The 23,816-nt window shown below is 59.6% G+C and carries 23 protein-coding genes; 15 read left to right on the forward strand and 8 right to left on the reverse strand.

Annotation, left to right across the window (positions count from 1 at the left end; translation table 11 throughout):
- The first annotated feature begins 73 nt into the window (after positions 1-73).
- From AAEZ06_RS10135 to gcvH, 9 genes are all read left to right on the forward strand, one after another.
- The gene (locus AAEZ06_RS10135) at positions 74-631 is read left to right on the forward strand and encodes a YecA/YgfB family protein (RefSeq protein ID WP_149412299.1); all 558 of its coding nucleotides are present in this window, start codon (positions 74-76) and stop codon (positions 629-631) included.
- Between the two features lie 20 nt (positions 632-651).
- Positions 652-1,974, forward strand: a complete 1,323-nt coding sequence (pepP, locus tag AAEZ06_RS10140; protein WP_149412298.1) for a Xaa-Pro aminopeptidase — start codon at positions 652-654, stop codon at positions 1,972-1,974.
- A complete protein-coding gene (ubiH, locus tag AAEZ06_RS10145) occupies positions 1,971-3,158 on the forward strand; it encodes a 2-octaprenyl-6-methoxyphenyl hydroxylase (protein ID WP_149412297.1) in 1,188 nt (395 codons plus the stop codon). Before pepP ends, ubiH begins: the two co-directional genes overlap by 4 nt.
- Positions 3,151-3,636 carry a DUF4442 domain-containing protein gene (locus tag AAEZ06_RS10150; RefSeq protein WP_350614124.1) on the forward strand — a complete coding sequence of 162 codons (486 nt, stop codon included), beginning with the start codon at positions 3,151-3,153 and terminating at the stop codon, positions 3,634-3,636. The genes ubiH and AAEZ06_RS10150 overlap by 8 nt, the downstream gene beginning before the upstream one ends.
- A 9-nt stretch (positions 3,637-3,645) precedes the next feature.
- Positions 3,646-4,863, forward strand: a complete 1,218-nt coding sequence (locus AAEZ06_RS10155) for a 2-octaprenyl-3-methyl-6-methoxy-1,4-benzoquinol hydroxylase (protein WP_178114375.1) — start codon at positions 3,646-3,648, stop codon at positions 4,861-4,863.
- Positions 4,864-5,001: 138 nt separating this feature from the next.
- Positions 5,002-6,006, forward strand: a complete 1,005-nt coding sequence (locus AAEZ06_RS10160) for an extracellular solute-binding protein (RefSeq protein WP_149412294.1) — start codon at positions 5,002-5,004, stop codon at positions 6,004-6,006.
- A 220-nt stretch (positions 6,007-6,226) separates the two neighbouring features.
- Entirely contained in the window at positions 6,227-7,843 is a 1,617-nt protein-coding gene (locus tag AAEZ06_RS10165) for an ABC transporter permease (RefSeq protein ID WP_149412293.1), read from the forward strand.
- Positions 7,844-7,999: 156 nt separating this feature from the next.
- Positions 8,000-9,082: a glycine cleavage system aminomethyltransferase GcvT gene (gene gcvT, locus AAEZ06_RS10170; protein WP_350614127.1), complete on the forward strand. Its 1,083-nt coding sequence runs from the start codon at positions 8,000-8,002 to the stop codon at positions 9,080-9,082.
- A 51-nt stretch (positions 9,083-9,133) separates the two neighbouring features.
- Positions 9,134-9,517, forward strand: a complete 384-nt coding sequence (gcvH, locus tag AAEZ06_RS10175; protein WP_149412291.1) for a glycine cleavage system protein GcvH — start codon at positions 9,134-9,136, stop codon at positions 9,515-9,517.
- A gap of 85 nt (positions 9,518-9,602) precedes the next feature.
- Here the strand turns inward: gcvH and AAEZ06_RS10180 are convergent, their stop codons facing one another.
- The 6 genes from AAEZ06_RS10180 to AAEZ06_RS10205 form a co-directional block, all read right to left on the reverse strand.
- A complete protein-coding gene (locus AAEZ06_RS10180) occupies positions 9,603-10,745 on the reverse strand; it encodes a DegT/DnrJ/EryC1/StrS family aminotransferase (RefSeq protein WP_149412290.1) in 1,143 nt (380 codons plus the stop codon).
- 154 nt (positions 10,746-10,899) lie between these two features.
- Positions 10,900-11,217, reverse strand: a complete 318-nt coding sequence (locus AAEZ06_RS10185; RefSeq protein ID WP_041161049.1) for a DUF2388 domain-containing protein — start codon at positions 11,215-11,217, stop codon at positions 10,900-10,902.
- 69 nt (positions 11,218-11,286) lie between these two features.
- Positions 11,287-11,733, reverse strand: a complete 447-nt coding sequence (locus tag AAEZ06_RS10190) for an NfeD family protein (RefSeq protein WP_149412289.1) — start codon at positions 11,731-11,733, stop codon at positions 11,287-11,289.
- A 10-nt stretch (positions 11,734-11,743) separates the two neighbouring features.
- A complete protein-coding gene (locus AAEZ06_RS10195) occupies positions 11,744-12,664 on the reverse strand; it encodes an SPFH domain-containing protein (RefSeq protein ID WP_149412288.1) in 921 nt (306 codons plus the stop codon).
- 245 nt (positions 12,665-12,909) lie between these two features.
- The gene (gene tfpB / locus AAEZ06_RS10200; RefSeq protein WP_350614130.1) at positions 12,910-14,670 is read right to left on the reverse strand and encodes a type IV pilus assembly ATPase TfpB; all 1,761 of its coding nucleotides are present in this window, start codon (positions 14,668-14,670) and stop codon (positions 12,910-12,912) included.
- A gap of 84 nt (positions 14,671-14,754) precedes the next feature.
- On the reverse strand, positions 14,755-15,093 hold the full coding sequence (locus AAEZ06_RS10205; RefSeq protein ID WP_149412286.1) for an ACT-like domain-containing protein: 339 nt from the start codon (positions 15,091-15,093) through the stop codon (positions 14,755-14,757).
- 127 nt (positions 15,094-15,220) lie between these two features.
- Here AAEZ06_RS10205 and AAEZ06_RS10210 point away from each other — a divergent pair, with 127 nt between their 5' ends.
- Positions 15,221-15,691: an Lrp/AsnC family transcriptional regulator gene (locus AAEZ06_RS10210; protein ID WP_133100867.1), complete on the forward strand. Its 471-nt coding sequence runs from the start codon at positions 15,221-15,223 to the stop codon at positions 15,689-15,691.
- Positions 15,692-15,736: 45 nt separating this feature from the next.
- Here AAEZ06_RS10210 and AAEZ06_RS10215 read toward each other — a convergent pair whose 3' ends face one another.
- Entirely contained in the window at positions 15,737-17,104 is a 1,368-nt protein-coding gene (locus tag AAEZ06_RS10215; protein WP_149412285.1) for a CYTH domain-containing protein, read from the reverse strand.
- 159 nt (positions 17,105-17,263) lie between these two features.
- On the opposite strand from AAEZ06_RS10215, the gene argE reads away from it, so the two are divergent.
- Together argE and argA are read left to right on the forward strand one after the other, a co-directional pair.
- On the forward strand, positions 17,264-18,412 hold the full coding sequence (gene argE / locus AAEZ06_RS10220; RefSeq protein WP_149412284.1) for an acetylornithine deacetylase: 1,149 nt from the start codon (positions 17,264-17,266) through the stop codon (positions 18,410-18,412).
- A 135-nt stretch (positions 18,413-18,547) separates the two neighbouring features.
- Positions 18,548-19,846, forward strand: coding sequence for an amino-acid N-acetyltransferase (gene argA / locus AAEZ06_RS10225; RefSeq protein ID WP_350614134.1), 1,299 nt, complete (start codon positions 18,548-18,550; stop codon positions 19,844-19,846).
- Positions 19,847-19,894: 48 nt separating this feature from the next.
- On the opposite strand, the gene tauA is transcribed toward argA, so the two are convergent.
- Entirely contained in the window at positions 19,895-20,881 is a 987-nt protein-coding gene (gene tauA / locus AAEZ06_RS10230; RefSeq protein WP_350614136.1) for a taurine ABC transporter substrate-binding protein, read from the reverse strand.
- Between the two features lie 368 nt (positions 20,882-21,249).
- Here tauA and AAEZ06_RS10235 point away from each other — a divergent pair, with 368 nt between their 5' ends.
- From AAEZ06_RS10235 to AAEZ06_RS10245, 3 genes are all read left to right on the forward strand, one after another.
- Positions 21,250-22,608, forward strand: coding sequence for an OprD family porin (locus AAEZ06_RS10235; protein WP_350614138.1), 1,359 nt, complete (start codon positions 21,250-21,252; stop codon positions 22,606-22,608).
- A gap of 272 nt (positions 22,609-22,880) precedes the next feature.
- Complete coding sequence (locus AAEZ06_RS10240; protein WP_350614140.1) at positions 22,881-23,519, forward strand: peroxiredoxin; 639 nt, start codon at positions 22,881-22,883, stop codon at positions 23,517-23,519.
- Positions 23,520-23,557: 38 nt separating this feature from the next.
- A complete protein-coding gene (locus AAEZ06_RS10245; protein WP_350614142.1) occupies positions 23,558-23,743 on the forward strand; it encodes a hypothetical protein in 186 nt (61 codons plus the stop codon).
- The last annotated feature ends 73 nt before the right edge of the window (positions 23,744-23,816 follow it).

The following is a 23,816-nucleotide window of genomic DNA, read 5'->3' on the forward strand; positions in this document are numbered from 1 at the left end:
TCTTGGTACGTCTGCCGATGCTAGGATACAGCGCTTCATTCTAGACATTGCGCCGCTTGGCGCCTAGCTCACCATGCCTATTCAGAATTCCCCGTACGACGCTTTTTCCAAACTGCTGAGCATCAGCGGTCATCCTTGCTCGCCTGCCGAGCTTCACGGCGTGCTGCTGGGTCGCAGTTGCACCGGTGTCGGGTTTGATGCCGACAACTGGTTGGCTGACGTTGCCGAGCTGCTTGAAACCGAGCCGCAAGAGAACGTTCGCAACGCCCTGATCGGCTTGCAAGAGATGGTCAAGGGCGAGCTGACCGGCGACGACGTGACTGTCGTCCTGCTGTTGCCAACCGATGATGCGCCGCTCCCTGACCGTGCCGCGGCACTGGGCCAATGGTGCCAGGGCTTCCTCCATGGTTTTGGGGTGAACGCCGCCGGCCTGGAGTTGAGCACCGACGCCAAGGAAGTGCTGCAAGACCTCGCCGCCATCTCCCAGGTGCAAGAAGCCCTGGAAGAATCCGAAGACGGTGAAAGCGACTATATGGAAGTGATGGAATACTTGCGCGTCGCGCCGCTGCTGCTGTTCACCGAGACCAAGAAACCGGATGAACCGGCAGCAATCAAGCCTTCGCTGCACTAAGAAAGGAAGCCCACCTGCCCATGATTCATATCCCCAAAGCGGAATACACCCGGCGCCGCAAGGCGCTCATGGCGCAGATGGAACCCAACAGCATCGCGATCCTGCCTGCTGCTGCCGTGGCGATCCGCAATCGCGATGTCGAACATGTCTATCGCCAGGACAGCGACTTCCAGTACCTGAGTGGCTTCCCCGAGCCTGAGGCGGTGATCGTGCTGATGCCCGGTCGCCAGCATGGCGAGTACGTGCTGTTCTGCCGTGAACGCAATGCCGAGCGCGAGTTGTGGGACGGCCTGCGTGCTGGCACAGAAGGCGCGATCCGTGAGTTCGGTGCCGACGATGCTTTTCCCATCACCGATATCGACGACATCCTCCCTGGCCTGATCGAAGGCCGCGACCGGGTGTATTCGGCCATGGGCAGCCACGCCGAATTCGACCGGCACCTGATGGAGTGGATCAATGTGATCCGCTCCAAGGCGCACCTGGGCGCCCAGCCACCGAACGAATTTGTTGCCCTGGATCATCTGCTCCACGACATGCGGCTGTATAAATCCGCCGCGGAAGTGAAGGTGATGCGCGAGGCTGCGCGGATTTCCTGCGCGGCCCATGTACGGGCGATGCAGGCCAGCCGTGTCGGGCTGCATGAATTCAGCCTGGAAGCGGAGCTTGATTACGAATTTCGCAAGGGCGGGGCGAAGATGCCGGCCTATGGCTCCATCGTCGCGTCGGGACGCAATAGTTGCATCCTGCATTATCAGCAGAATGACGCGGTGCTCAGGGACGGCGATCTGGTGCTGATCGACGCCGGTTGCGAGATCGACTGCTACGCCAGCGACATCACGCGTACCTGGCCGGTCAACGGCAAGTTTTCTGCTGAGCAGAAAGCGATTTACGAAATAGTGCTGGCGTCCCAGGAAGCAGCGTTTGCTCAGATCGCGCCGAACAAGCACTGGAACCAGGCCCACGAAGCGACGGTGCACGTCATCACCGCCGGGCTGGTGAAGTTGGGCTTGTTGCAGGGCGATGTGGATGAGTTGATCGCCAGCGAAGCCTACAAGGCTTTTTACATGCACCGCGCCGGCCACTGGCTGGGGATGGATGTGCACGACGTCGGGGAGTACAAGGTCGGCGGTGAGTGGCGGGTGCTGGAAGTCGGCATGGCCCTGACCGTGGAGCCGGGGATCTATATCTCGTCGGACAACCAGAACGTGGCGAAGAAATGGCGTGGCATTGGCGTACGCATCGAGGACGACGTGGTGGTGACCAAGCAAGGCTGTGAAATTCTGACCGTTGGCGTACCCAAGACGGTCGCCGAGATCGAAGCCCTGATGGCGGATGCACGATGAGCCGGATCAATCTGGCAATCATTGGTGGCGGCCTGGTGGGCGCCAGCCTGGCGTTGGCGCTGCAGGCCGGGGCCAAGGCGCGCGGCTGGAAGATCGTGCTGATCGAGCCCTTCGCCCCCGGCGACAGTTTCCAGCCGAGCTACGATGCCCGCTCTTCGGCACTGTCCTTCGGTGCGCGGCAGATTTATCAGCGCCTGGGGGTGTGGCAAGACATCTCCCGCCGCGCCGAGCCAATCAAGCAGATTCATGTGTCGGACCGTGGACGTTTCTCTACCGCGCGCTTGTCGGCCATGGAAGAAGGCGTTCCGGCTCTCGGCTACGTGGTGGAAAACGCCTGGCTCGGCCAGTGCCTGTGGCAAGGCCTGGACAAGGACGTGATCAGTTGGCGCTGCCCGGCCGAAGTCACCCGCATGGAGCCGCTGGTCGACGGCTATCGCCTGACGCTGAACGATGAAACCGTCCTCGAATGTGACCTCGCGGTACTCGCCGATGGCGGCCGTTCCGGGCTGCGGGAGCAGTTAGGCATCGGCGTTAAACAACGCCCGTACAACCAGAGCGCGTTGATTGCCAACATCACCCCGAGTGAAGCCCATAACGGCGAGGCGTTCGAACGTTTCACCGATGACGGCCCGATGGCCTTGCTGCCGCTGCCGGACAACCGTTGCGCGCTGGTTTGGACCCGTGTCGGCATGGACGCCCAGCGTCTTGCCAATCTCGACGAACGTAGTTTTCTCAGTGAGTTGCAAGGTGTGTTCGGCTATCGCCTTGGCACCCTGAAACAGGTGGGCGCTCGGCATTTGTATCCGTTGACCCTGGTGGAAGCCGAGGAGCAGGTGCGCTCCCATCTGGCGATACTGGGTAACGCCGCCCACAGCCTGCACCCGATTGCGGGGCAGGGTTTCAACTTGTCCCTGCGCGATGCCTACGCCCTGGCCGAGGCCTTGTTGGCCGGGCCGGCGGTGCCGGGTGACCTGGCGACCTTGCAGGCGTACCGCGAACGCCAGCGCATGGATCAGAAATTGACCGTGGGTTTCTCCGATCAGGTCACCCGCCTGTTTGGCAGTGCCCAGCCGTTGGTCGCGTTGGGCCGCAACATGGGCTTGCTCGGTCTGGACTTGTTGCCACCGGCCAAGCGCTGGTTCGCCCGTCAGGCCATGGGCCTGGGCACCCGTCCCGATGCGTAGGTGGCTGATCGAGCGGCTGGGCAAGGCGCGGCTGTTGCGCTGGGTCATGACCCTGTACCCGCCGTACCTCGGCGCCGGGGTTCGCGTGCAGCACATCAGCAGCGACTTTCGTCAGGTCAAGGTGCGCATGGGCCTGGGCTGGTACAACCGTAATTACGTAGGCACGCAGTTTGGCGGCAGCCTGTACTCGATGGTCGACCCGTTTTTCATGCTGATGCTGATGGAGAACCTGGGCCGCGACTACATCGTATGGGACAAGGCTGCGGCCATCGACTTTATCTCGCCGGGTAAAGGCCCGGTGTTTGCCGAGTTTTCCATTGACGAAGCCTTGCTGGACGAGATTCGCCGACAGACCGATAGCGGCGACAAGTATTTGCCGCACCTCAAGGTCCTGATTCATGACGGCTCCGGCACCCTGGTGGCGGGGGTCGACAAAACCCTTTACGTGCGGCGCAAGCCGCAAGCGAGACAGGCTTAAAGCATGGACATGCGCGCAGATGTTCTGATTGTCGGGGCCGGAATGGTCGGAAGCGCCCTGGCGCTGGCGTTGCAGGGCAGTGACCTGCAAGTGCTGCTGCTCGATGGCAGCCCGCTGAGCGTCAAGCCCTTCGACGTGGATGCGCCGTTCGAACCGCGGGTGAGCGCCTTGTCGGCCGCCAGCCAGCGAATTCTGGAGCGCCTCGGCGTCTGGGACGGCATCGTTGAGCGCCGCGCGAGCCCTTATGGCGAGATGCAGGTGTGGGACGGCAGCGGCACCGGGCAGATCCACTTTTCGGCGGCCAGCGTGCATGCCGAGGTGCTCGGGCATATCGTCGAAAACCGCGTGGTCCAGGACGCCTTGCTCGACCGCCTGCACGACTGCGACCTGGGCCTGTTGGCCAATGCGCGGCTGGAGCAGATGCGCCGCTCCGGCGACGACTGGCTGCTGACCCTGGCCGACGGCCGCACCTTGCGCGCGCCGCTGGTGATCGCCGCTGACGGCGCCAATTCGGCGGTGCGACGTCTGACCGGTACCGCGACACGTGAATGGGATTACTTGCATAACGCCATCGTCACCAGCGTGCGCAGCAGCCTGCCGCATCAGCGTACCGCCTGGCAGCGCTTTACCGACCATGGCCCGCTGGCGTTCCTGCCGCTGGTACGGGACGGCCAGGAAGATTGGTGTTCGATCGTCTGGTCGACCACGCCGAGCGAATCCGAACGCCTGATAGCGCTGGATGATGAAAGCTTCTGTCGTGAGCTGGAGCGTGCCTTTGAAGGCCGTCTTGGCACCGTGGTGAGCGCCGACCCGCGACTGTGCGTGCCGCTGCGTCAACGCCATGCCAAGCGCTATGTGGCCGAAGGCCTGGCGCTGATCGGCGATGCGGCTCATGTCATTCACCCGCTGGCGGGGCAGGGTGTGAACCTGGGTTTCCTGGATGCAGCCGTGTTGGCTGAGGTGTTGTTGCAGGCATCGGAGCGCGGCGAGCGGCTGGCGGATGTGAAAGTGCTCAGCCGTTATGAGCGCCGGCGCATGCCCCATAACCTGGCGCTGATGGCGGCAATGGAAGGCTTTGAGCGGTTGTTCCAGGCCGATCAACTGCCGTTGCGCTGGCTGCGCAATGCCGGCTTGAAAGTGGTGGACCAGATGCCTGAGGCCAAGGCGATGTTCGTGCGTCAGGCGTTGGGGTTGACCGGGGATTTGCCGGAACTGGCCAAGGCGTGAAGGAGAGGGTGCGGCTGATGGCCTCACCCGAAATTCCGGTTGCGCAACATCTCGTAACGCCTTCGCCAAGTGTTCAGTTGAGAAGCTAAATGTGAGTCCTTATCATTTACGCTCATTTCGCTACGAGAGACCGCACTCATGTTGGTACCCAAGCGCCTCCTGACTGCCCTGGCACTCACTCTAATTGGCAGCACCACCGTCCAGGCGGCTGACGAGGTGGTGGTCTACTCCTCGCGTATCGACGAACTGATCAAGCCAGTCTTCGATGCCTACACCAAAAAAACCGGCGTACAGATCAAGTTCATCACTGACAAGGAAGCGCCGCTGATGCAGCGCATCAAGGCCGAAGGCGAAAACGCCACCGCCGACCTGCTGCTCACCGTCGACGCCGGCAACCTCTGGCAAGCCGAGCAAATGGGCATCCTGCAACCGCTCACCTCCAAGGTGATCGACGCCAACATCCCGCTGCAATACCGCTCATCGACCCATGCCTGGACTGGCTTGAGCCTGCGGGCGCGGACCATCGCCTATTCCACCGATCGCGTAAAACCGGGCGACTTGACCACTTACGAAGCCCTCGCCGACAAGCAATGGGAAGGCCGCCTGTGCCTGCGCACGTCGAAAAAGGTCTACAACCAGTCGCTGACTGCCACCCTGATCGAAACCCACGGCGCGGCCAAGACTGAAGAAATCGTCAAGGGCTGGGTCAATAACCTGTCCACCGACGTGTTCTCCGATGACATTGCCGTGCTGGAAGCCATCAACGCCGGCCAGTGCGATGTTGGCATCGTCAATACTTACTACTTCGGCCGCCTGCACAAGCAGAAGCCGGGCTTGGCGGTGAAACTGTTCTGGCCGAACCAGGGCGACCGTGGCGTGCACGTCAACCTGTCGGGTATTGGCCTGACCAAGCACGCGCCTCACCCGCAAGCGGCCAAGGCGCTGGTGGAGTGGATGACCACACCTGAGGCCCAGAGAATTTTTGCAGACGTGAACCAGGAGTTCCCGGCCAATCCGGCTGTGCCGCCGTCGGCCGAAGTGGCCGCCTGGGGCAAGTTTGTCGCCGACACCCTGCCGGTTGAAGTGGCTGGCAAGCGCCAGGCCGAAGCCATTCGCCTGATGGATCGCGCTGGCTGGAACTAAGCCAAACGCTATACTGCGCCCCGCATTTGCGGGGCGTTTTGCTTAACGGGCTTTGCTTTGTGTAGGAGCGAGCTTGCTCGCGAAAAGCCTGAGAGCGCCGCATTCTTCCAGGCAAGCCCGAGTTGCCGTTGACGTTTTTCGCGAGCAAGCTCGCTCGTACAGTAGAGCCGCGGCGTATTCTGCAAAGCGCACATATTCCTACCTTGATCGAGAGTTTTCCTTGGCCCACCCCGCTCAACGCCGCTGGTACCTGCCGGTCTTCATCGTCGCCGCCCTAGTGCTGTTGCCGCTGAGCGTCCTGTTGCTGTCATGGCAAAGCATCGACCAGCAAATCTGGTCCCATTTATGGGAAACCCAGATGACGCGCCTGCTGGGTAATACCCTGACCCTGGTGTTGGGCGTTGGCGTGGGCGTTACGGTGCTGGGTGTCAGCCTGGCCTGGCTGACCAGCCTCTGCGAGTTCCCCGGCCGCCGCTGGCTGGACTGGGCGCTGATGCTACCGTTCGCCATTCCCGCCTATGTTCTGGCATTTGTCTTCGTCGGCCTGCTGGACTTCTCCGGCCCCGTGCAAACCCTACTGCGCGAATGGTTCGGCAGCGGCCTGCGCCTGCCGCGGGTGCGCTCCACCAGTGGCGTCATCATCGTGCTGGTGCTGGTGTTCTACCCCTACGTCTACCTGCTGGCGCGCACCGCATTCCTGGCCCAGGGCAAGGGCCTGATGGAAGCGGCGCGGGTGCTGGGGCAATCGCCGTGGCAGGCGTTCTGGCGCGTGGCCTTGCCCATGGCCCGGCCGGCCATCGGGGCTGGTGTGGCGTTGGCGCTGATGGAAACCCTGGCAGATTTCGGCGCGGTCTCGGTGTTCAACTTCGACACCTTCACTACCGCCATCTACAAGACGTGGTACGGCTTTTTCAGCCTTTCCAGCGCCGCGCAATTGGCAAGCCTGTTGCTGCTGGTGGTGATGCTGGTGCTGTACGGCGAGCGTCGTGCCCGGGGTTCCAGCCGGCCGAGCAATGAACGGCCGCGTGGCAAGGCGCTCTATCACCTGCGCGGGTTCAAGGCGGCAGCGGCCAGCGGCTGGTGCGGATTGGTTTTCGCCTGCGCTTTCGTCATCCCTATGGTGCAACTGGTGGCCTGGTTCTGGCAGCGTGGCCGGTTCGACCTCGACGAGCGTTACGCCGGGCTGATCGTCCATACCTTGTACCTGGGCGCCATGGCGGCGTTGATCACCGTTAGCGTGGCGTTGGTGCTGGCGTTTGCCCATCGCTTGGCGCCGACCCGGGCCATTCGTTCGGGTATCAGCCTGGCCAACCTCGGCTACGCCTTGCCGGGTTCGGTGCTGGCGGTGTCGATCATGTTGGCATTCAGTTACCTGGACCGTGAACTGGTGATCCCGGTGTCGGGCTGGTTGGGCGGTGCGGGTAAGCCGTTGCTGTTGGGCAGCCTGTCGGCATTGCTGTTGGCTTATCTGGTGCGGTTCATGGCGGTGGCCTACGGGCCGCTGGAAAACAGCCTGGCGCAAATCCGACCCTCGCTGCCTGAAGCCGCCCGCAGTTTGGGGGTAAGTGGCCCGCGACTGTTTTGCAAAGTGTATCTGCCGTTATTGCTGCCGGGGACCTTGAGCGCGGCGCTGCTGGTGTTTGTCGATGTGCTCAAGGAAATGCCTGCGACCCTGCTGATGCGCCCGTTCGGTTGGGACACGTTGGCGGTACGAATCTTCGAAATGACCAGTGAAGGCGAGTGGGCGCGCGCGTCTCTGCCAGCGTTGACCCTGGTGCTGGTGGGCCTATTACCGGTCATCGGATTGATCCGGCGCTCAGCGCGACGAATCGGTTAGGTGCCAGTCCTACGGCTTGAGGCTACAATGCGCGGCATTCGGTGCGGTCCATCTTTTAGATCGGGTGACTGAACGTGGCTGCAGGCCTTGTATTGCAAGGTGTGTGGCCCGAACGGCAACCGTCCGCACCTTCGCCACGCCCGGAAGGAGAAACCCATGGGACAGCGTACGCCTCTGTATGACCTGCATCTCGCCCTTGGCGCGAAAATGGTCGATTTTGGCGGTTGGGATATGCCTCTGCATTACGGCTCGCAGGTCGAAGAGCACCATCAGGTGCGACGTGACTGCGGAGTATTTGATGTTTCCCACATGACCGTGATCGACGTCACCGGCCTGCAGGCCACGCAATGGCTCAAGTATTTATTGGCCAATGATGTTGATCGTTTGCATGGCTGCGGCCGTGCCTTGTACAGCGCCATGCTCAACGAGCAAGGCGGCGTGGTGGACGACATGATTGTCTACCGCACTGAAGCCGGCTATCGGCTAGTGGTCAACGCTGCCACCCACGACCAGGACATCGCCTGGATGCAGGCTCATTTGGGCAGCTACCAGGTGCAACTGCACGAGCGCGCGGACTTGGCCATGCTCGCCATTCAGGGCCCCCATGCGCGGTACAAAATTGCCGAACTAGTGACTCAGTCCCGTGGCGTCCTGATTCACCAGCTCAAACCTTTTGAAGGTCAGGCCGACGGCGACTGGTTTATTGCGCGTACCGGCTATACCGGCGAAGACGGCCTGGAAATTATCCTGCCTGCCGATCAGGCCCCGGCGTTTTTCAACGACCTGGTAGGTGCGGGTATCTCGCCCATCGGCCTCGGCGCCCGTGACACCCTGCGCCTTGAGGCCGGGATGAACCTCTACGGACAGGATATTCACCTGAATGTATCGCCGCTTGCCGCCAATATGGCCTGGAGCATCGCCTGGGAACCTGCCTGCCGCGACTTCATCGGCCGCGCTGCGCTGGAAGCCGAGCGGGCAGGCGGTGTGAAGTTCAAGCTGGTGGGCCTGGTGCTGGAAGAACGCGGGGTTTTACGTGCTCATCAGGTGGTCCGTATCGCCAATGTTGGCGAAGGAGAGATCACCAGTGGTAGTTTCTCTCCTACGCTTAGCAAATCCATTGCCCTGGCGCGTGTACCGATGGCGACCGCTGACCGTGCCGAAGTGGAAATTCGCGGTAAGTGGTACCCGGTCCGGGTGGTCAAACCGACCTTCGTGCGCCATGGCAAAACATTGATTTAAATTTTCCGGCGGGCCAATGGCCGCTGACATTTCTTCTTGAGGACACAGATTATGAGCGATATCCCTGCCGACCTGCGTTTTGCCGAAAGTCACGAATGGGCCCGTCTGGAAGCTGATGGCACCGTAACTGTCGGAATCTCCGACCATGCCCAGGAAGCTCTGGGGGATGTGGTGTTCGTCGAGTTGGCTGAAGTGGGCAAGGTGTTTGGCAAGGGCGATCAGGCTGGCGTGGTAGAGTCGGTGAAAGCGGCCTCGGACATCTATGCACCGATTGCCGGTGAAGTGATTGCAGTCAATGAAGACTTGAGTGGCAGCCCCGAGTCGCTGAACACCGACCCGTACGGCGCCTGGATCTTCAAGCTCAAGCCAAGCAATGCCGCGGAACTGGACAAACTGCTGGATGCTGCCGGCTACAAGGCCGCCATCGGCGAATAAGCCCGAGAGCTGCAACGGCACAAATCAGTGCGGGAGCTGGCAAGCCAGCTCCTGCATTTGATTGGAGGAGGCTAAAAATCGTTGTTTAGCTTGCCTTCAACACTGCTTTGACCGCCGCCACCGAACGCTCTACATCCGCTTTCGTCATCGCCGTAAACATCGGCAACGAAACAATCAAACGCCCGACTTTTTCCGCCACCGGGAACATGCCTTCCTTGAATCCTTGTGCCCGATACAGGCTCAGCAGGTGGATCGGCGGGTAGTGATAGCCAATGCCGACGCCGTGGGCCTGCATCTGCTCCATGAACGTGGCGCGTGCCGGCAGGCCGTCCTGGCGCTCCGGCAGCACCAGTTGGAACAGGTGCCAGTTGCTGTTCTCGAAGTCTGTCGGCGGCAGTTGCGCGCCGTACTTCTCTTCAAAATCACTGCCAAAACATTCGAAATAGTGCTGGGCCAGTGCCTGGCGATGGGCGGTGATGTTCTCTATATGGGCAAACTGACCCAGGCCGATGGCCGCCGCAATATCAGTCATGTTGAACTTGCCGCCCAGCACATCCACGTCCAGGCCGTCGAAGCCGCTGCGGGTAACGCCTTGCAGGCGATATTTCTCTGCCAGTCGGGCTTCTTCGGCGTTGTTCAACACCAAGCAGCCGCCTTCAGAGGAAGTAATGTTTTTGTTCGCCTGGAAGCTGAACGACACAAAATCTCCGGTGGCACCAATACGCTGGCCATCCCAGCTGGAGCCCAGTGCCTGCGCGGCATCTTCGACGATGCGCAGGCCGTACTTATTGGCCAGCGCGTAGAGCATTGGCATGTCCAGCGGTAGGCCCGCCAGGTACACCGGAATGATTGCCTTGGTGCGCGGCGTGATGGCCGCTTCCACCTGGGCCAGGTCGATGTTGCGGGTGACCGGGTCGATATCGGCAAACACCGGTGTGGCGCCCACTTCAAGAATCACGTTGGCCGTGGCCACCCAGGAGATCGGCGTGGTGATGACTTCATCCCCAGGCCCAACGCCAGCGATGCGCAAGGCAATCTCCATCGTGCAGGTGCCTGAGTTGAACGTGCGCACCGGCCGGCCGCCAAAATATTCCGATAACTGCGCCTCGAACGCTTGCACCTTGGGCCCGCTGGTGATCCAGCCAGAGCGCAACACATCACCAACCGCCGAGATGGTGGCTTCATCAATGGTGGGCTTTGAAAACGGCAGGAAGGGCAACTGGCTCATGACGTGGCAGGTATCCGTTTAAGAGAGGCAATGGGTAAGAACATATCAACATGGTTACATGCAGAGACTGAATATAGCCTGTCATCTGTGAACGAATTGTCACCCTCCAGGCAAAAAAAAGCCGCTTCAAAAGCGGCTTTCTCATGAGGCGGTTTTACTCGGAAGCGATGGCGTTTTTCGCCAGGATGGCGTTGGCCAGCTCCATGTCTGTGGCTTTCAGGCCAGGGTTGTCAGCGCGGACCTTCTGCATTGCGGCTTCCAGGTACGGGCCACGGATGCCGCCGTCACTGGCGACGAAACTGCCGGCGTCGTCCTGGGCTGCGACCACGAGTTTGTGGTCCTTGAAGGTCAGGTACGTCGAGCCGGTTGTGGCGCCCGACGAGATGACATTACGCCAGAAGCTGTCGGCCATGGCTGAACCGACAGGAAGGGATAGCACGGCGAGGGTTGCGACAGCATATTTGAGACGCATGATGGGTGACTCCAACTGGGTTATCTAAATCGTTGGATTATAGATAGCCCAGCCTAGTTCCCTGGCTGACTAAACAGTTTCAACCCGCAGAACCACGCCATCCTGGCCAATCACTCGGACTTGAGCCCCCACCGGCGCATCTTCACCGGTGGCCATCCACACGCCATCGCCGACTTTGATCTTGCCCCGGCCATCGACAATCGCTTGATGCACCACAAAGGTGCGACCGATCAGCTCCGAACCACGCATGTTCAGCCCCGGTTGGTCACTGACCTTGGCGCTGCTGCGTTGGCGTTTCCACCAATACACCGCCGTCAATATGGACAGCACGGCGAACAGCAGCAGTTGCAGTTCCAGCCCAAGCCCTGGGATCAGGAACTTGAGCACGCCGACGGCCGCCGCCGCGATACCCATCCACAACAGATAGCCACCGGCACCGAACACTTCAAGGATCAACAGCACGGTGCCCAGTGCCAGCCAGTCCCAAAAAGACAGGTTCTGCAAGAATTCCCACATGGCGTGTGCCTCAGGCTTTCTTGTTGTCGAAGGTGGCTTTGACGATCTCGCCGATGCCGCCCACCGCACCGATCACCTGGCTGGCTTCCAGAGGCATCAGGATCACTTTACTGTTGTTGGCCGAGGCCAGCTTGCCGAGGGCGTCGATGTACTTCTGCGCAACAAAATAATTGATGGCTTGCACGTTACCGGTGGCAATTGCCTCCGATACCACTTTGGTGGCGCGGGCTTCTGCCTCGGCCTGACGCTCACGAGCTTCGGATTCCAGGAATGCGGCCTGGCGACCACCCTCGGCTTCAAGAATCTGTGCCTGCTTCTTGCCTTCAGCCGTCAAGATCGCCGCCGCCCGCAGGCCTTCGGCTTCAAGGATCTGGGCACGCTTGATCCGCTCGGCCTTCATCTGGCCGGACATGGCGGCCATCAGGTCGGCAGGCGGGCTGATGTCCTTGATTTCGATCCGGGTGATCTTGATGCCCCACGGCGCGGTCGCTTCGTCGACGGTGCGCAACAGTTTTTCGTTGATACCGTCACGCTGGCTGAGCATCGCGTCCAGTTCCATGGATCCGAGCACGGTACGGATATTGGTTTGCAGCAGGTTGCGTATGGCGTGTTCGAGGTTGTTCACCTCGTAGGCCGCCTGGGCGGTGTTGACCACCTGGAAGAAGCACACGGCATCGATCTGTACCGTGGCGTTGTCGGCGGTGATGACTTCCTGGGGCGGAATATCCAGCACGCTTTCCATCACGTTGATCTTGCGACCGATGCGGTCCATGACCGGAATGATGATGTTCAGGCCGGGTGTGAGCGTGTTGGTGTAGCGCCCGAAGCGTTCGACCGTCCACTGATAGCCCTGTGGCACGACCTTGAAACCCATGAAGAGGATGGCGATAGCTAAGCCTACAAAAAGAAGCAATACGGTACCGATCTGCATAACTATTCCCTGTCTGGATGGTGGCGGTAAAGCGAGGTTTGGCTGATTGTAACGGGCTTGTCAGAGATAAGAACGGTTTACTCGGTGAACAATTAAGGGATTGCGCCACTCGTGGTGACGTGGCGGACCTTAAGGGCAAACCCTGCCCCCTCTACGGCGTGCTTTCATGATCTTTGGCCCCGCCCCGTCGGTCATTTTGTTAAATAAGTGTGCTGATGTTGCTGGCAGCTTTGGCGACGCAATCTTTATCGCACTTCGTTTTGAGGCGTTACCCGCAACACTTCCTCAAGGGTTGTGAGCCCTTCGGCCACCTTGAGCGCGCCCGATAACCGCAGGCTGTGCATGCCTTCCTTGAGCGCCTCGCGCCGCAGGGCCTGCACATCGGTGTCCGGGCTGATCAGTGCCTTGACGTCATCGCTCATCCGCATGATTTCGTAAACGCCGGCCCGCCCGCGATAACCGCTTTCCCGGCATTCCGGGCAGCCGACGGCCTGATAAACCTGCTCTGGGCGAGGGACCGGCCAAGGCTGGGTCAGGCTTTGCCAATCCTCTTGCGCCAGGGCCATGGCCTGTTTGCAGTGCGGGCACAGCAGGCGCACCAGACGTTGAGCCATGACCCCCAGCAAAGTTGCCTTGATCAAATAGTGAGCAATCCCCAGTTCCAGCAGGCGACTGATGGCGCTCGGCGCGTCGTTGGTGTGCAGCGTCGACAGCACCAGGTGCCCGGTCAGCGCGGCCTGGATCGCCATTTCGGCGGTTTCCAGGTCGCGGATTTCACCGATCATGATGATGTCTGGGTCCTGGCGCATCAGTGCGCGTATGCCACTGGCGAAGGTCAGGTCGATGTTGTGCTGGACCTGCATCTGGTTGAAGGCCGGCTCTACCATCTCGATCGGGTCCTCCACGGTGCACAGGTTGACCTCGCGGGTCGCCAGCTGTTTGAGGGTGGTGTACAGCGTACTGGTCTTGCCCGAGCCGGTGGGACCGGTAACCAGAATGATGCCATTGGCCTGGCCGGTCATACTTTTCCAGCGTTGCAGGTCGTTACTTGAGAGCCCTAGTTGGTGGAAGTCCTTGAGCAGCACCTGGGGATCGAAAATCCGCATGACCAGCTTTTCGCCAAAGGCTGTGGGCAAGGTCGAGAGGCGCAGTTCCATTTCTATTCCGGTCGGACTTTTGGTCTTCACGCGGCCGTCCTGGGGTTTGCGCTTTTGCGCCACGTTCATCCGCCCGAGGCTTTTCAGGCGGCTGACCACGGCCGTCGTCACCTGGGGCGGGAATTGATAGACATCGTGCAGCAGCCCGTCGATGCGAAAGCGCACGCGGCCCTGATCGCGACAGGGTTCGACATGAATATCGCTGGCGCGCTGATCAAAGGCGTATTGCAGCAGCCAATCGACGATGTTGACGATGTGCGCATCGTTGGCGTCGGGCTCCTGGTCACTGGCGCCGAGGTTGAGCAACTGTTCGGGATTGAACGCGCTGAGTGTTTTTTGATCAGCTCCGCTGACTGACTTGGCCAGCCTGAAAAACTCCACGCTACAGCGCTGGATGGTCTGGGGATTGGCCAGCACGCGTTTGATCGAGCGTTTCAGTACATGGGCCAGGCCTAATTCCCAACTGCACAGATAAGGCTCGGCGCTGGCGACCGTCACGCTTTGGGAGTCGAGGGCGATGGCGAGGATTTTATGCCGTTGGGCAAAGGCGTAGGACATCAGTGGCACCACCGTCGCCACGTCGATCTTCAACGGGTCGATGCGCAGGTAGGGTTGGCCAACGTGACAGGCGAGCCATTGCGTCAGGGTTTCCAGGGACAGCGACTGGCCGGGGTGGGCGGGATCGGCGAGCTGCCGGCTGGCGAGAAACTCCAGGGGATGCAGTCCGTTGTCCGTCTCGTTCGACAACCGCTTGGCCATGTCTTCGCTGATCAGTCCTTGTGTGATCAACGCGGGTAGCAGCTCATCAAGCGTCAGCCTGCGATCCTGAGGGGTTGGCGCAACGGGCATGGTGAATTTCCTGGACGATATCGAGAGGTGCAACAAGGCTAGTTGCGCCTTGGGCCTTGTCGTCCAGCAGGGTATTGCAGGCTTTTACTGAGCCACCGCCTGTACCGCTTGTAGCCGCGTGGATTCAAGCGGTTGCAGCTCCAGCGAACAGACGCTGATCAGGTTACGAAGTTTTTCACCGATCACCTGGGCCCGATGCCAGCTCAAACCGTCCATGACCACGTCGATGGTCAACAGGTCATCGTCGCGCATCACACTCACCTGCTGCGGCACCAAAAACTGCAGGGCGAAGTAGTTGAGCACCCGGCACAACACGTCGGGTTCCGCCTCGGCGAGGATTTGATAGTGGGCCCGGCAATGGCTGTTGTTGACTGCCCAGGCATCGACGCGGGTGGCTGGGCGAGTAGCTTCGACTGAGTGCATGGCAATTCTCCGGATTCGACTGGAGAAATTTTTACATGCTGCAGCGGGTATTTCTTATCTATGTTTGGACGTATTGGCCTATAAATGAATAAATCAATTCGTAGATATGACGCTTAAAGGTATTTTTATGCACAGTGAGTTGGATATATACGACCGCCGGATTCTGGCGCTGCTACAGGAAGACGCTTCGCTTTCCAGCGCGCAGATTGCCGAACAGGTCGGCCTCTCGCAGTCGCCGTGCTGGCGGCGGATTCAGCGGCTCAAGGAGGAAGGGGTGATCCGTGGACAGGTGACCTTGCTCGACCGCAAGAAAATCGGCCTGAACACGCAAATTTTCGCCGAGGTCAAACTCAATGCTCACGGGCGCTCCAACTTCACCGAATTCACCGAGGCGATTCGCGGTTTTCCGGAAGTTCTGGAGTGTTATGTGTTGATGGGGGCGGTGGATTTTCTGCTGCGGATCGTCACGTCAGACATCGAGGCGTATGAGCGGTTTTTCTTCGAAAAACTGTCGATGGTGCCGGGGATTCAGGAGGTCAATTCGATTGTGGCCTTGTCGGAGATCAAATCAACGACGAGCTTACCGGTGTTGCGCTAGGCGGCCCTTGTGGCGAGCGGGGCAAGCCCGCTCGCCACAGGTTTTTTACAGGCGCAGTAAAGTCTTCCACGCCCGATTCTGATACACCGCAATCGCCTGGTGCATCCGCGCATCCAACGATTCATCGGTGATCGGCTGATTGGCCAGGTGCGCCAACTTATTTAGCTCACCGTACAAGCGATCCATCTCCGGAATTTCCAGTACCTGACGCGCATGGTGCAACCAGGCCAGGATGCGTTCGATGCGTGGCAGTTGCTCGGCCAAGTCTTCCGGCTGTTGCTGATAGCGCTGCAGTTGCAGGGCGACGGCTTCGTCGGCCAGTAGGCGCGGTAGCCAGTTGGCGACTTGTGCAGCGCCCTGACGGTTGCCGCGTACGTTGCGATCAGCAGCCCAGGTACGGGCCAGCAGCCAGCGGGAAGTGTTCAGTGAGAACAGGCCCCAGCGCACGTCTTCCAATTCATCGGCGAACTGTTCCGGCGCAGCTTTGCGCACGTCTTCATCTTCGTCGCCGGCCTGAACCAACGGGCGCCAGTCTTCCAGCAAGGCGTCCAGCGCACTGCGCAGTTCACTGGTGGATTGGCGTGGCGCGGCTTGGCCGAGGCTGCCAATCAAGGCGCGCAGTTCGCCGAGGTTTTCCACCCAGTCTTGCAACAGGCGCCAGTGACCGTTGAAACGGTACTGCTCGGCCAGGCGCTGGCTGCTGCCCAGCAAATGCCACATCACGGCGGCGAAAGCGTCGTCCAGCGGCGTTTCGGCGTGCAGCACCGGCGCTGGCAGGCTCAGGGAATAGCTGTTGGCGTCGAACAGGCGATAACCACGCTCGGCCTTGCTGATGTCGCAGGGCATCAGCGCCAGGGTCGCCGCCAATTCCGCAGCCAGTTCCAGCAGCGCGGCGGGTTCGCCTTCGCGCAGTTCCAGTTCCAGTTCGCAGATTTCTTCTTTCTGTTTGCCGGCAATCACGTGGCCCAGGTCCAGGGCGGCTTCGATCACCACCTTGGCCTTGCCACGGCCCCAGGCAATTTCGGCGCGTTCGCGGACAAAATCGGTGGTGAAGATCGGCTTGAGGGTCTTCTTGTCCAGATCGGCCAGTTGCTCGGGCCAGCATTCGCCGTCGAGCTTTTTCACGTCGAGCTTGGCTTTGGCCAGTTTCCAGTCGTATTCGTTACGTTCCGACAAGCCGGCGACGCTCTGGCCACGGGTCTTGAGGGTCTGGATCACTTCGTCGCCATCCTTGCGCAGGCGCAGGGCCACCTTGGCCTGGGCCAGGTCACGCTCAGGCGTGTCGAAGTACTGGTTCATCAGCTCACGGCGTTCCCAGCCACTTTTGTTGCGCTTTTTCAGTAACGGGTGCTCACGCAGCGCGGCGAGGGTTTCGCGGCTGACGCGGAGCTTGATTTCGGTTTCTTTCTGCATGGCCGGAAAATCCAGGATCGGGAGCGCAGCCGGGGAAATGTGTGGCTGCCAAAGTCGTGCAGTGTACAGGACTGAGCCCGGCAACGTGCCGCAACGGTTTATTCCTCGGCGCAGATGGCTCTATGATGGGTTTCATCTGTGGAAGTTGAGAGACAGCGCATGCCTTTACCACCCATGAAAGATCAATTTGCCGCGCTGATTGCCGCACCTTCGGTCAGTTGTACCCAGGCGTCTCTCGATCAAACCAACCGGCCGGTGATCGACTTGCTGGCAACCTGGCTCGGCGACCTGGGTTTTGCCTGCGACATCCAGCAGGTCAGCCCCGGTAAATTTAACCTGCTGGCCAGCTTCGGTACCGGACCTGGTGGCCTGGTACTGGCGGGGCACAGCGATACGGTGCCTTACGACGGCGCGCTGTGGCAGACCGATCCACTCAAGCTGACGGAAGTGGACGGTCGCTGGGTAGGCTTGGGCAGCTGCGACATGAAGGGTTTTTTCGCCCTGGTGATCGAAGCCGTGCAACCGCTGTTGGATCAACCGTTCAAGCAACCGCTGCTGATCCTCGCCACCTGTGATGAAGAAAGCTCCATGGCCGGCGCCCGTGCGTTGGCTGAGGCGGGGCGCCCGCTGGGCCGCGCAGCGGTGATTGGCGAGCCGACGGGCCTCAAGCCAATCCGCCTGCACAAGGGTGTGATGATGGAGCGCATTGATATTCTCGGACGCAGCGGCCATTCGTCGGACCCAAGCCTGGGCCACAGCGCCCTGGAAGCCATGCACGATGCCATCGGCGAACTGCGTGGCCTGCGCCTGGCCTGGCAGCGTGAATACCGCAACCCGCAGTTCAGTGTGCCGCAACCGACTATGAACTTTGGCTGCATTCATGGCGGCGACAACCCCAACCGCATCTGCGGCCAGTGCTCCCTGGAGTTTGATCTGCGGCCCTTGCCGGGCATGGACCCGCAAGTCTTGCGCGCCGCCATCCGACAGAAACTGGAACCCTTGGCCGAGCGCCATCAGGTGAAGATCGACTATGCGCCGCTGTTCCCCGAAGTGCCGCCGTTCGAGCAGGCAGAAGACACTGAATTGGTGCGCGTTGCGCAGCGACTGACCGGCCATCGTGCCGAAGCAGTAGCGTTCGGCACCGAAGCGCCTTATCTTCAGCGCCTTGGTTGTGAAACCATTGTGCTTGGCCCTGGCGACATCGCCTGCGCCCACCAGCCGGGCGAGTACCTCGAAATGTCACGCTTGACGCCTACAGTGCGTCTATTGCGGGAACTGATTGAACATTACTGCCTGAAGCCTGCATAAATTAACCACTGACCATCCCGTACATAAAGGAGAGTGAGCGTGTCGCCAAGCCTGTTCCGACGATAAGCAACAGCCCGCTGTGTGTTTTCACGATTCATCCTTTTTCGGCTGCTTTTTATTACAGGCCCAGGTTTTATGCCCGAATACGTCAATTGGCTTCGTCATGCTTCGCCCTACATCAACGCCCACCGCGACTGCACTTTTGTGGTCATGCTGCCGGGCGATGGTGTGGACCATCCGAACTTCGGCAACATTGTTCATGACCTGGTGCTGCTCCACAGCCTTGGCGTGCGACTGGTGCTGGTCCACGGTTCGCGCCCGCAAATCGAAACCCGCCTCATCGCTCGTGGCTTGACCCCGCATTACCACGAAGGCTTGCGCATCACCGATGCTACGACCCTGGAGTGTGTGATCGACGCGGTTGGCCACTTGCGCATCGCCATCGAAGCACGCCTGTCCATGGACATGGCTTCTTCGCCGATGCAGGGCTCGCGCCTGCGGGTGGCCAGTGGCAACCTGGTGACAGCGCGTCCCATCGGCGTGCTGAATGGCATCGATTACCAGCACACCGGCGAAGTGCGCCGGGTCGACCGCAAGGGCATCAACCGCCTGCTGGACGAGCGCTCCATCGTGCTGTTGTCGCCGTTGGGCTACTCGCCTACCGGAGAAATTTTCAACCTGGCCTGCGAAGACGTCGCCACCCGTGCGGCCATCGACCTGAGTGCTGACAAATTGCTGCTGTTTGGCGCCGACTTGGGCCTGATCGATGAAAACGGTTGCCTGGTGCGTGAGCTGCGGCCGCAACAAGTGCCCGCGCACTTGCAGCGCCTGGGCAGCGACTACCAGGGCGAATTGCTGGATGCCGCCGCCCAGGCGTGTAGTGGCGGAGTTGGGCGCAGCCATATCGTCAGCTACGTCGAAGACGGCGCCTTGCTCACCGAACTGTTTACCCGTGACGGCGGCGGTACGCTGGTGGCCCAGGAGCAGTTCGAACTAGTGCGCGAGGCGGCGATTGAAGACGTCGGCGGCTTGCTGGACCTGATCAGCCCGCTGGAAGAGCAGGGGATTCTGGTGCGTCGCTCGCGCGAAGTGCTGGAGCGGGAGATCGAGCAGTTCAGCGTGGTCGAGCGTGAAGGCATGATCATCGCCTGTGCGGCGCTGTATCAAATCGCCGAGTCGGATGCTGGCGAGCTGGCGTGCCTGGCGGTCAACCCGGAGTACCGTCATGGTGGTCGGGGTGATGAACTGCTGGAACGCATCGAGACCCGCGCCCGGGCCCAGGGGTTGAAGACGCTATTCGTGCTGACGACCCGCACCGCCCACTGGTTCCGTGAGCGGGGCTTTGTGCCCAGCAGCGTAGATCGTCTGCCGTCGGCGCGGGCTTCGCTGTACAACTTCCAGCGTAATTCGAAGATCTTCGAAAAAACGCTGTAACCCCCTTTCTTGCCAGGAGCGAGCACGCTCGCTCCATTTAGCTCTTCTTTAATCGCTGACAAATTTCCCCGTCACAAACGCCGAATAATCCGGCAGCACCGTCTCCACTTTTCCTTGTTCCTTGAGAAACTTCGCGGTTTCCCCAATCGCCTTGGCCGTTCCGCCGTTAAGCAAGGCGTCGGTTTGCTGCGCCCTGGCATCGGGGAACGTCGAGCCGGTCAGCAACTCAGGGATGTCAGCAGCATTAGCACCTGTCAATTTGGCTATTTTTTTCACGGGTGCGGAGTCGACCGTCCACTCGGATTTATGGGCCGCATAGTCGGCAAATGAATCCAGGGTGACCTTGGCAAACTTGGCCACGACGTCAGGATGCTTTTCGGCGAAATCCTTGCGCGCCACCCACACCTCGAACGTCGGCGCGCCCCACTGACCCACCTGCGCCGCATCTGTCAGGGTTTTCCCGGTCTTGCGGATCTCCCCCAGCGCCGGCGACCAGACAAATGCGCCGTCGATATCTCCACGTTTCCACGCGGCAGCAATCTCGGCCGGTTGCAGGTTCACCACTTTGACTTTCGAGGTGTCCAGCCCCCAATGCTTCAAGGCGCCAAGCAGGCTGTAATGGGAGGTTGAGACGAACGGCGTGGCAATGGTTTTGCCGATCAGGTCCTGGGGTGCGTCAATGCCGCTGCCGTTACGCACTACTAAGGCTTCAGAACTATTGATCTGGGCCGATACGATGAACGCCACGATGGGTAGATTGCGCGAAGTGGCTGCTGCCAATGGGCTTGAGCCGAGGTTGCCGATCTGCACATCGCCGGAGGCAATCGCGGTGATTACGTCCGGGCCGCTGTTGAAGCGACGCCAGTCGATCTTTTCGCCGATGGCTTTTTCGTACAAGCCGTCTGCCTGGGGCACTTTGCTGGGGTCGATGCCGGTTTGATAACCAATGGTGAGGTTGGCCGCCTGCACGCTAAAAGAAAGCGCTAGCAATACAAAAACTGTAACAAATTGACGAGAGGATGTCCGTTTGGCCATGATGGCGTCGCCTTTTTGATCGTGAGTGACGTATGCAACTGTACGTTCACACTAAGCGATCTAAAAAATGGCCAACAAATACCCTTTAGGAATTAGCTTATGGAGCGGTGTCCTCGTTGTCGGGTCTATCGCCCCATGGAAAGCCTTATTCCTGGATCGTATGAAAAATGATGAAATAATTCTTTTTGGGTGTATGGAAAACTCATTACCCTGCAGGGACCAAATAACTGCGGTTAGACCAAGGTCGTAGACACACAATGTTACGTTGACTTGTCAGTCACGATCTGGCGCTAATCGCGCATCTGTGGATCAAGGGCGTCAGACCCGAGACCAAGAACTACAAAAATTAGAAATGAGAGGAGCGGTACATGAAGAAGTCCACATTGGCGTTGGCTGTAGCTGTTGGGGTTTTGGCTCAGCAGGCAGGCGCCGCAGGTTTTGTAGATGACAGCAAGCTTACTTTTTCCGCACGTAACTTTTACATCAACAACGACAACCGTGACTCGGCTGCACGGACTGCTGCCAACACCCAGAGCAAGAACGAAGAGTGGGGCCAAGGCTTCCAGCTCAACTTCATCTCTGGCTACACTCAAGGGACTGTCGGCTTCGGTGTCGATGCCATTGGCCTGTTGGGCATCAAGTTGGATTCGGGCGGCGGCACCAACGGCGCCACTTCAGCCTCCTACGGCGGCACGATCTTCCCGAGCAAGTCCAATGGCGAAGCCGTTGACAACTACTCGAGCCTTGGCCTGACCGCCAAAGCCAAGATCTCGAAAACCGAGCTGAAACTGGGCACCCTGATGCCTAAGCTGCCTGTGATCTCGTACAACGACGGTCGCCTGCTGCCTCAAACCTTCCAAGGTGGTCAGATCACTTCCAACGACATCGACAACCTCACTCTGGTTGGTGGTCAAGTTGAGAAAACCAAAGGGCGTAACTCCAGCAACGAAGAGAATTTCTCCCTTGCTGGCGCCAACACCCGTGGCGTGAACTGGCGCGACAGCAACAAGTTCATCTACGCCGGTGGTGACTACAAACTCACCAAAGACCTGACTGCCCAGTACTACTACGGCAACCTGGAAGATTTCTACAAGCAGCACTTCCTGGGTCTGGTTCACAACTGGTCGATCGGCCCGGGTGTATTGAAGTCTGACCTGCGTTACTTCAACAGCAGCGACGACGGTGCCAACGGTAGCGATCCGAAGTACTACACCACTGGTAATTACAATGCGGCCAGCGGCAAGGGCAAGGTTGACAACAACCTGTACAGCGGCCTGTTCCTGTACACCGTTGCCGGTCACACCTTCGGCGGCGGCTACCAGGTCAGCAATGGCAGCAGCGACTTCCCTTGGTTGAACCAAGGCGACGGTTCGTCGAACTACACCATCACCGACATGCAAATCCAGAAGTTCGGCCGTGCCGGCGAACGCACCTGGCAAGCACGCTACTCGTATGACTTCGCCAAGGCCGGCCTGCCAGGCCTGACCGCTGGTGTGGTTTACCTGCGTGGTGACAACATTGACACCGTCGGTGCCAACAGCCAGTCGACTGGTAAAGACCAGACCGAGTGGGAACGTGACATCACCGTGGCCTACGTTGTACCAGAAGGCCCGCTGAAGAACGTTGGCGTGGCCTGGAAAAACGCTTCGTGGCGCAACAACATTGCGAGCACGCGCGATCAGGACGAAAACCGTTTGATCCTCAGCTACACCCTGCCGATTTTCTAAATCGGATATAACCTTGCCCGGCGCAATGCCGGGCAAGGTGCTGTTGCTTTCAAGTCGGGCTACCCCCGCAAGCCCTTCCTGAACCCCTCTGTTTACAGCGTCTCAAGGCCTTCTCGAACCTTGACGGGCATGTTGGCCTGCGCCTTTTCCACGGTCCAGTGAACAGATTTTTAATATTCCTATATCGTCTAAATAAATCGATATTTATTCTTTTTAAATTATCGCAAGCACAGGCACAGTGAACTCCATAAGCACTCATCAGGAGCCACACCATGAGCCTCAGACTGGGCGATATCGCCCCCGACTTCGAACAGGACTCCAGCGCCGGCAAGATTCGCTTCCACGAATGGTTGGGCGATAGCTGGGGCGTGCTCTTTTCCCACCCGGCAGACTTCACCCCGGTATGCACCACCGAGTTGGGCTTCACCGCCAAGCTCAAGGACGAATTTGCCCAGCGCGGTGTCAAGGCCATTGCCCTGTCGGTAGACCCGGTGGATTCGCACCACAAGTGGATCGAAGACATCAACGAAACCCAGAACACTGTCGTCAACTTCCCGATCCTGGCCGACGCCGACCGTAAGGTCAGCGACCTGTATGACCTGATCCACCCGAACGCTAACGACACCCTCACTGTGCGTTCATTGTTCGTGATCGACCCGAATAAAAAGATTCGCCTGACCATCACCTACCCGGCCAGCACTGGCCGTAATTTCCACGAAATCCTGCGGGTTATCGACTCGTTGCAGCTGACCGACAACTACAAAGTCGCCACCCCGGCCAATTGGCAGGACGGTGATGAAGTGGTGATCGTGCCTTCGCTCAAGGATGAGGAAGAGATCAAGAAGCGCTTTCCCAAGGGTTATCGTGCGGCGAAGCCGTACCTGCGACTGACACCTCAACCCAACCGTTAAGATCAACCGAATCAACCGAATCAACTGTAGGAGCGAGCTTGCTCGCGAAGAACGTCAACGATAACGCAGCGTGTCGGGTTGCCCGCGGTGCCTGTGCGTTCTTCGCGAGCAAGCTCGCTCCTACAGGAAAGCAGGGGTTTTCAGGCCGTTTTTACGGCCTTTTTTTTCGTTTGGCGATTGAGTATCCGTATATGCATTTAAAGAATAAACAAATGAAAAAATGAGATTTATAGATATATAAATCTGCTGATAAGGTCTGTCCCATCTTGGCGCCATCGCCGCACAGCGAACCGCCGA

Origin of the sequence: Pseudomonas sp. HY7a-MNA-CIBAN-0227 (genome assembly GCF_040310325.1) — a bacterium.
In the GTDB taxonomy this organism is placed as follows: domain Bacteria; phylum Pseudomonadota; class Gammaproteobacteria; order Pseudomonadales; family Pseudomonadaceae; genus Aquipseudomonas.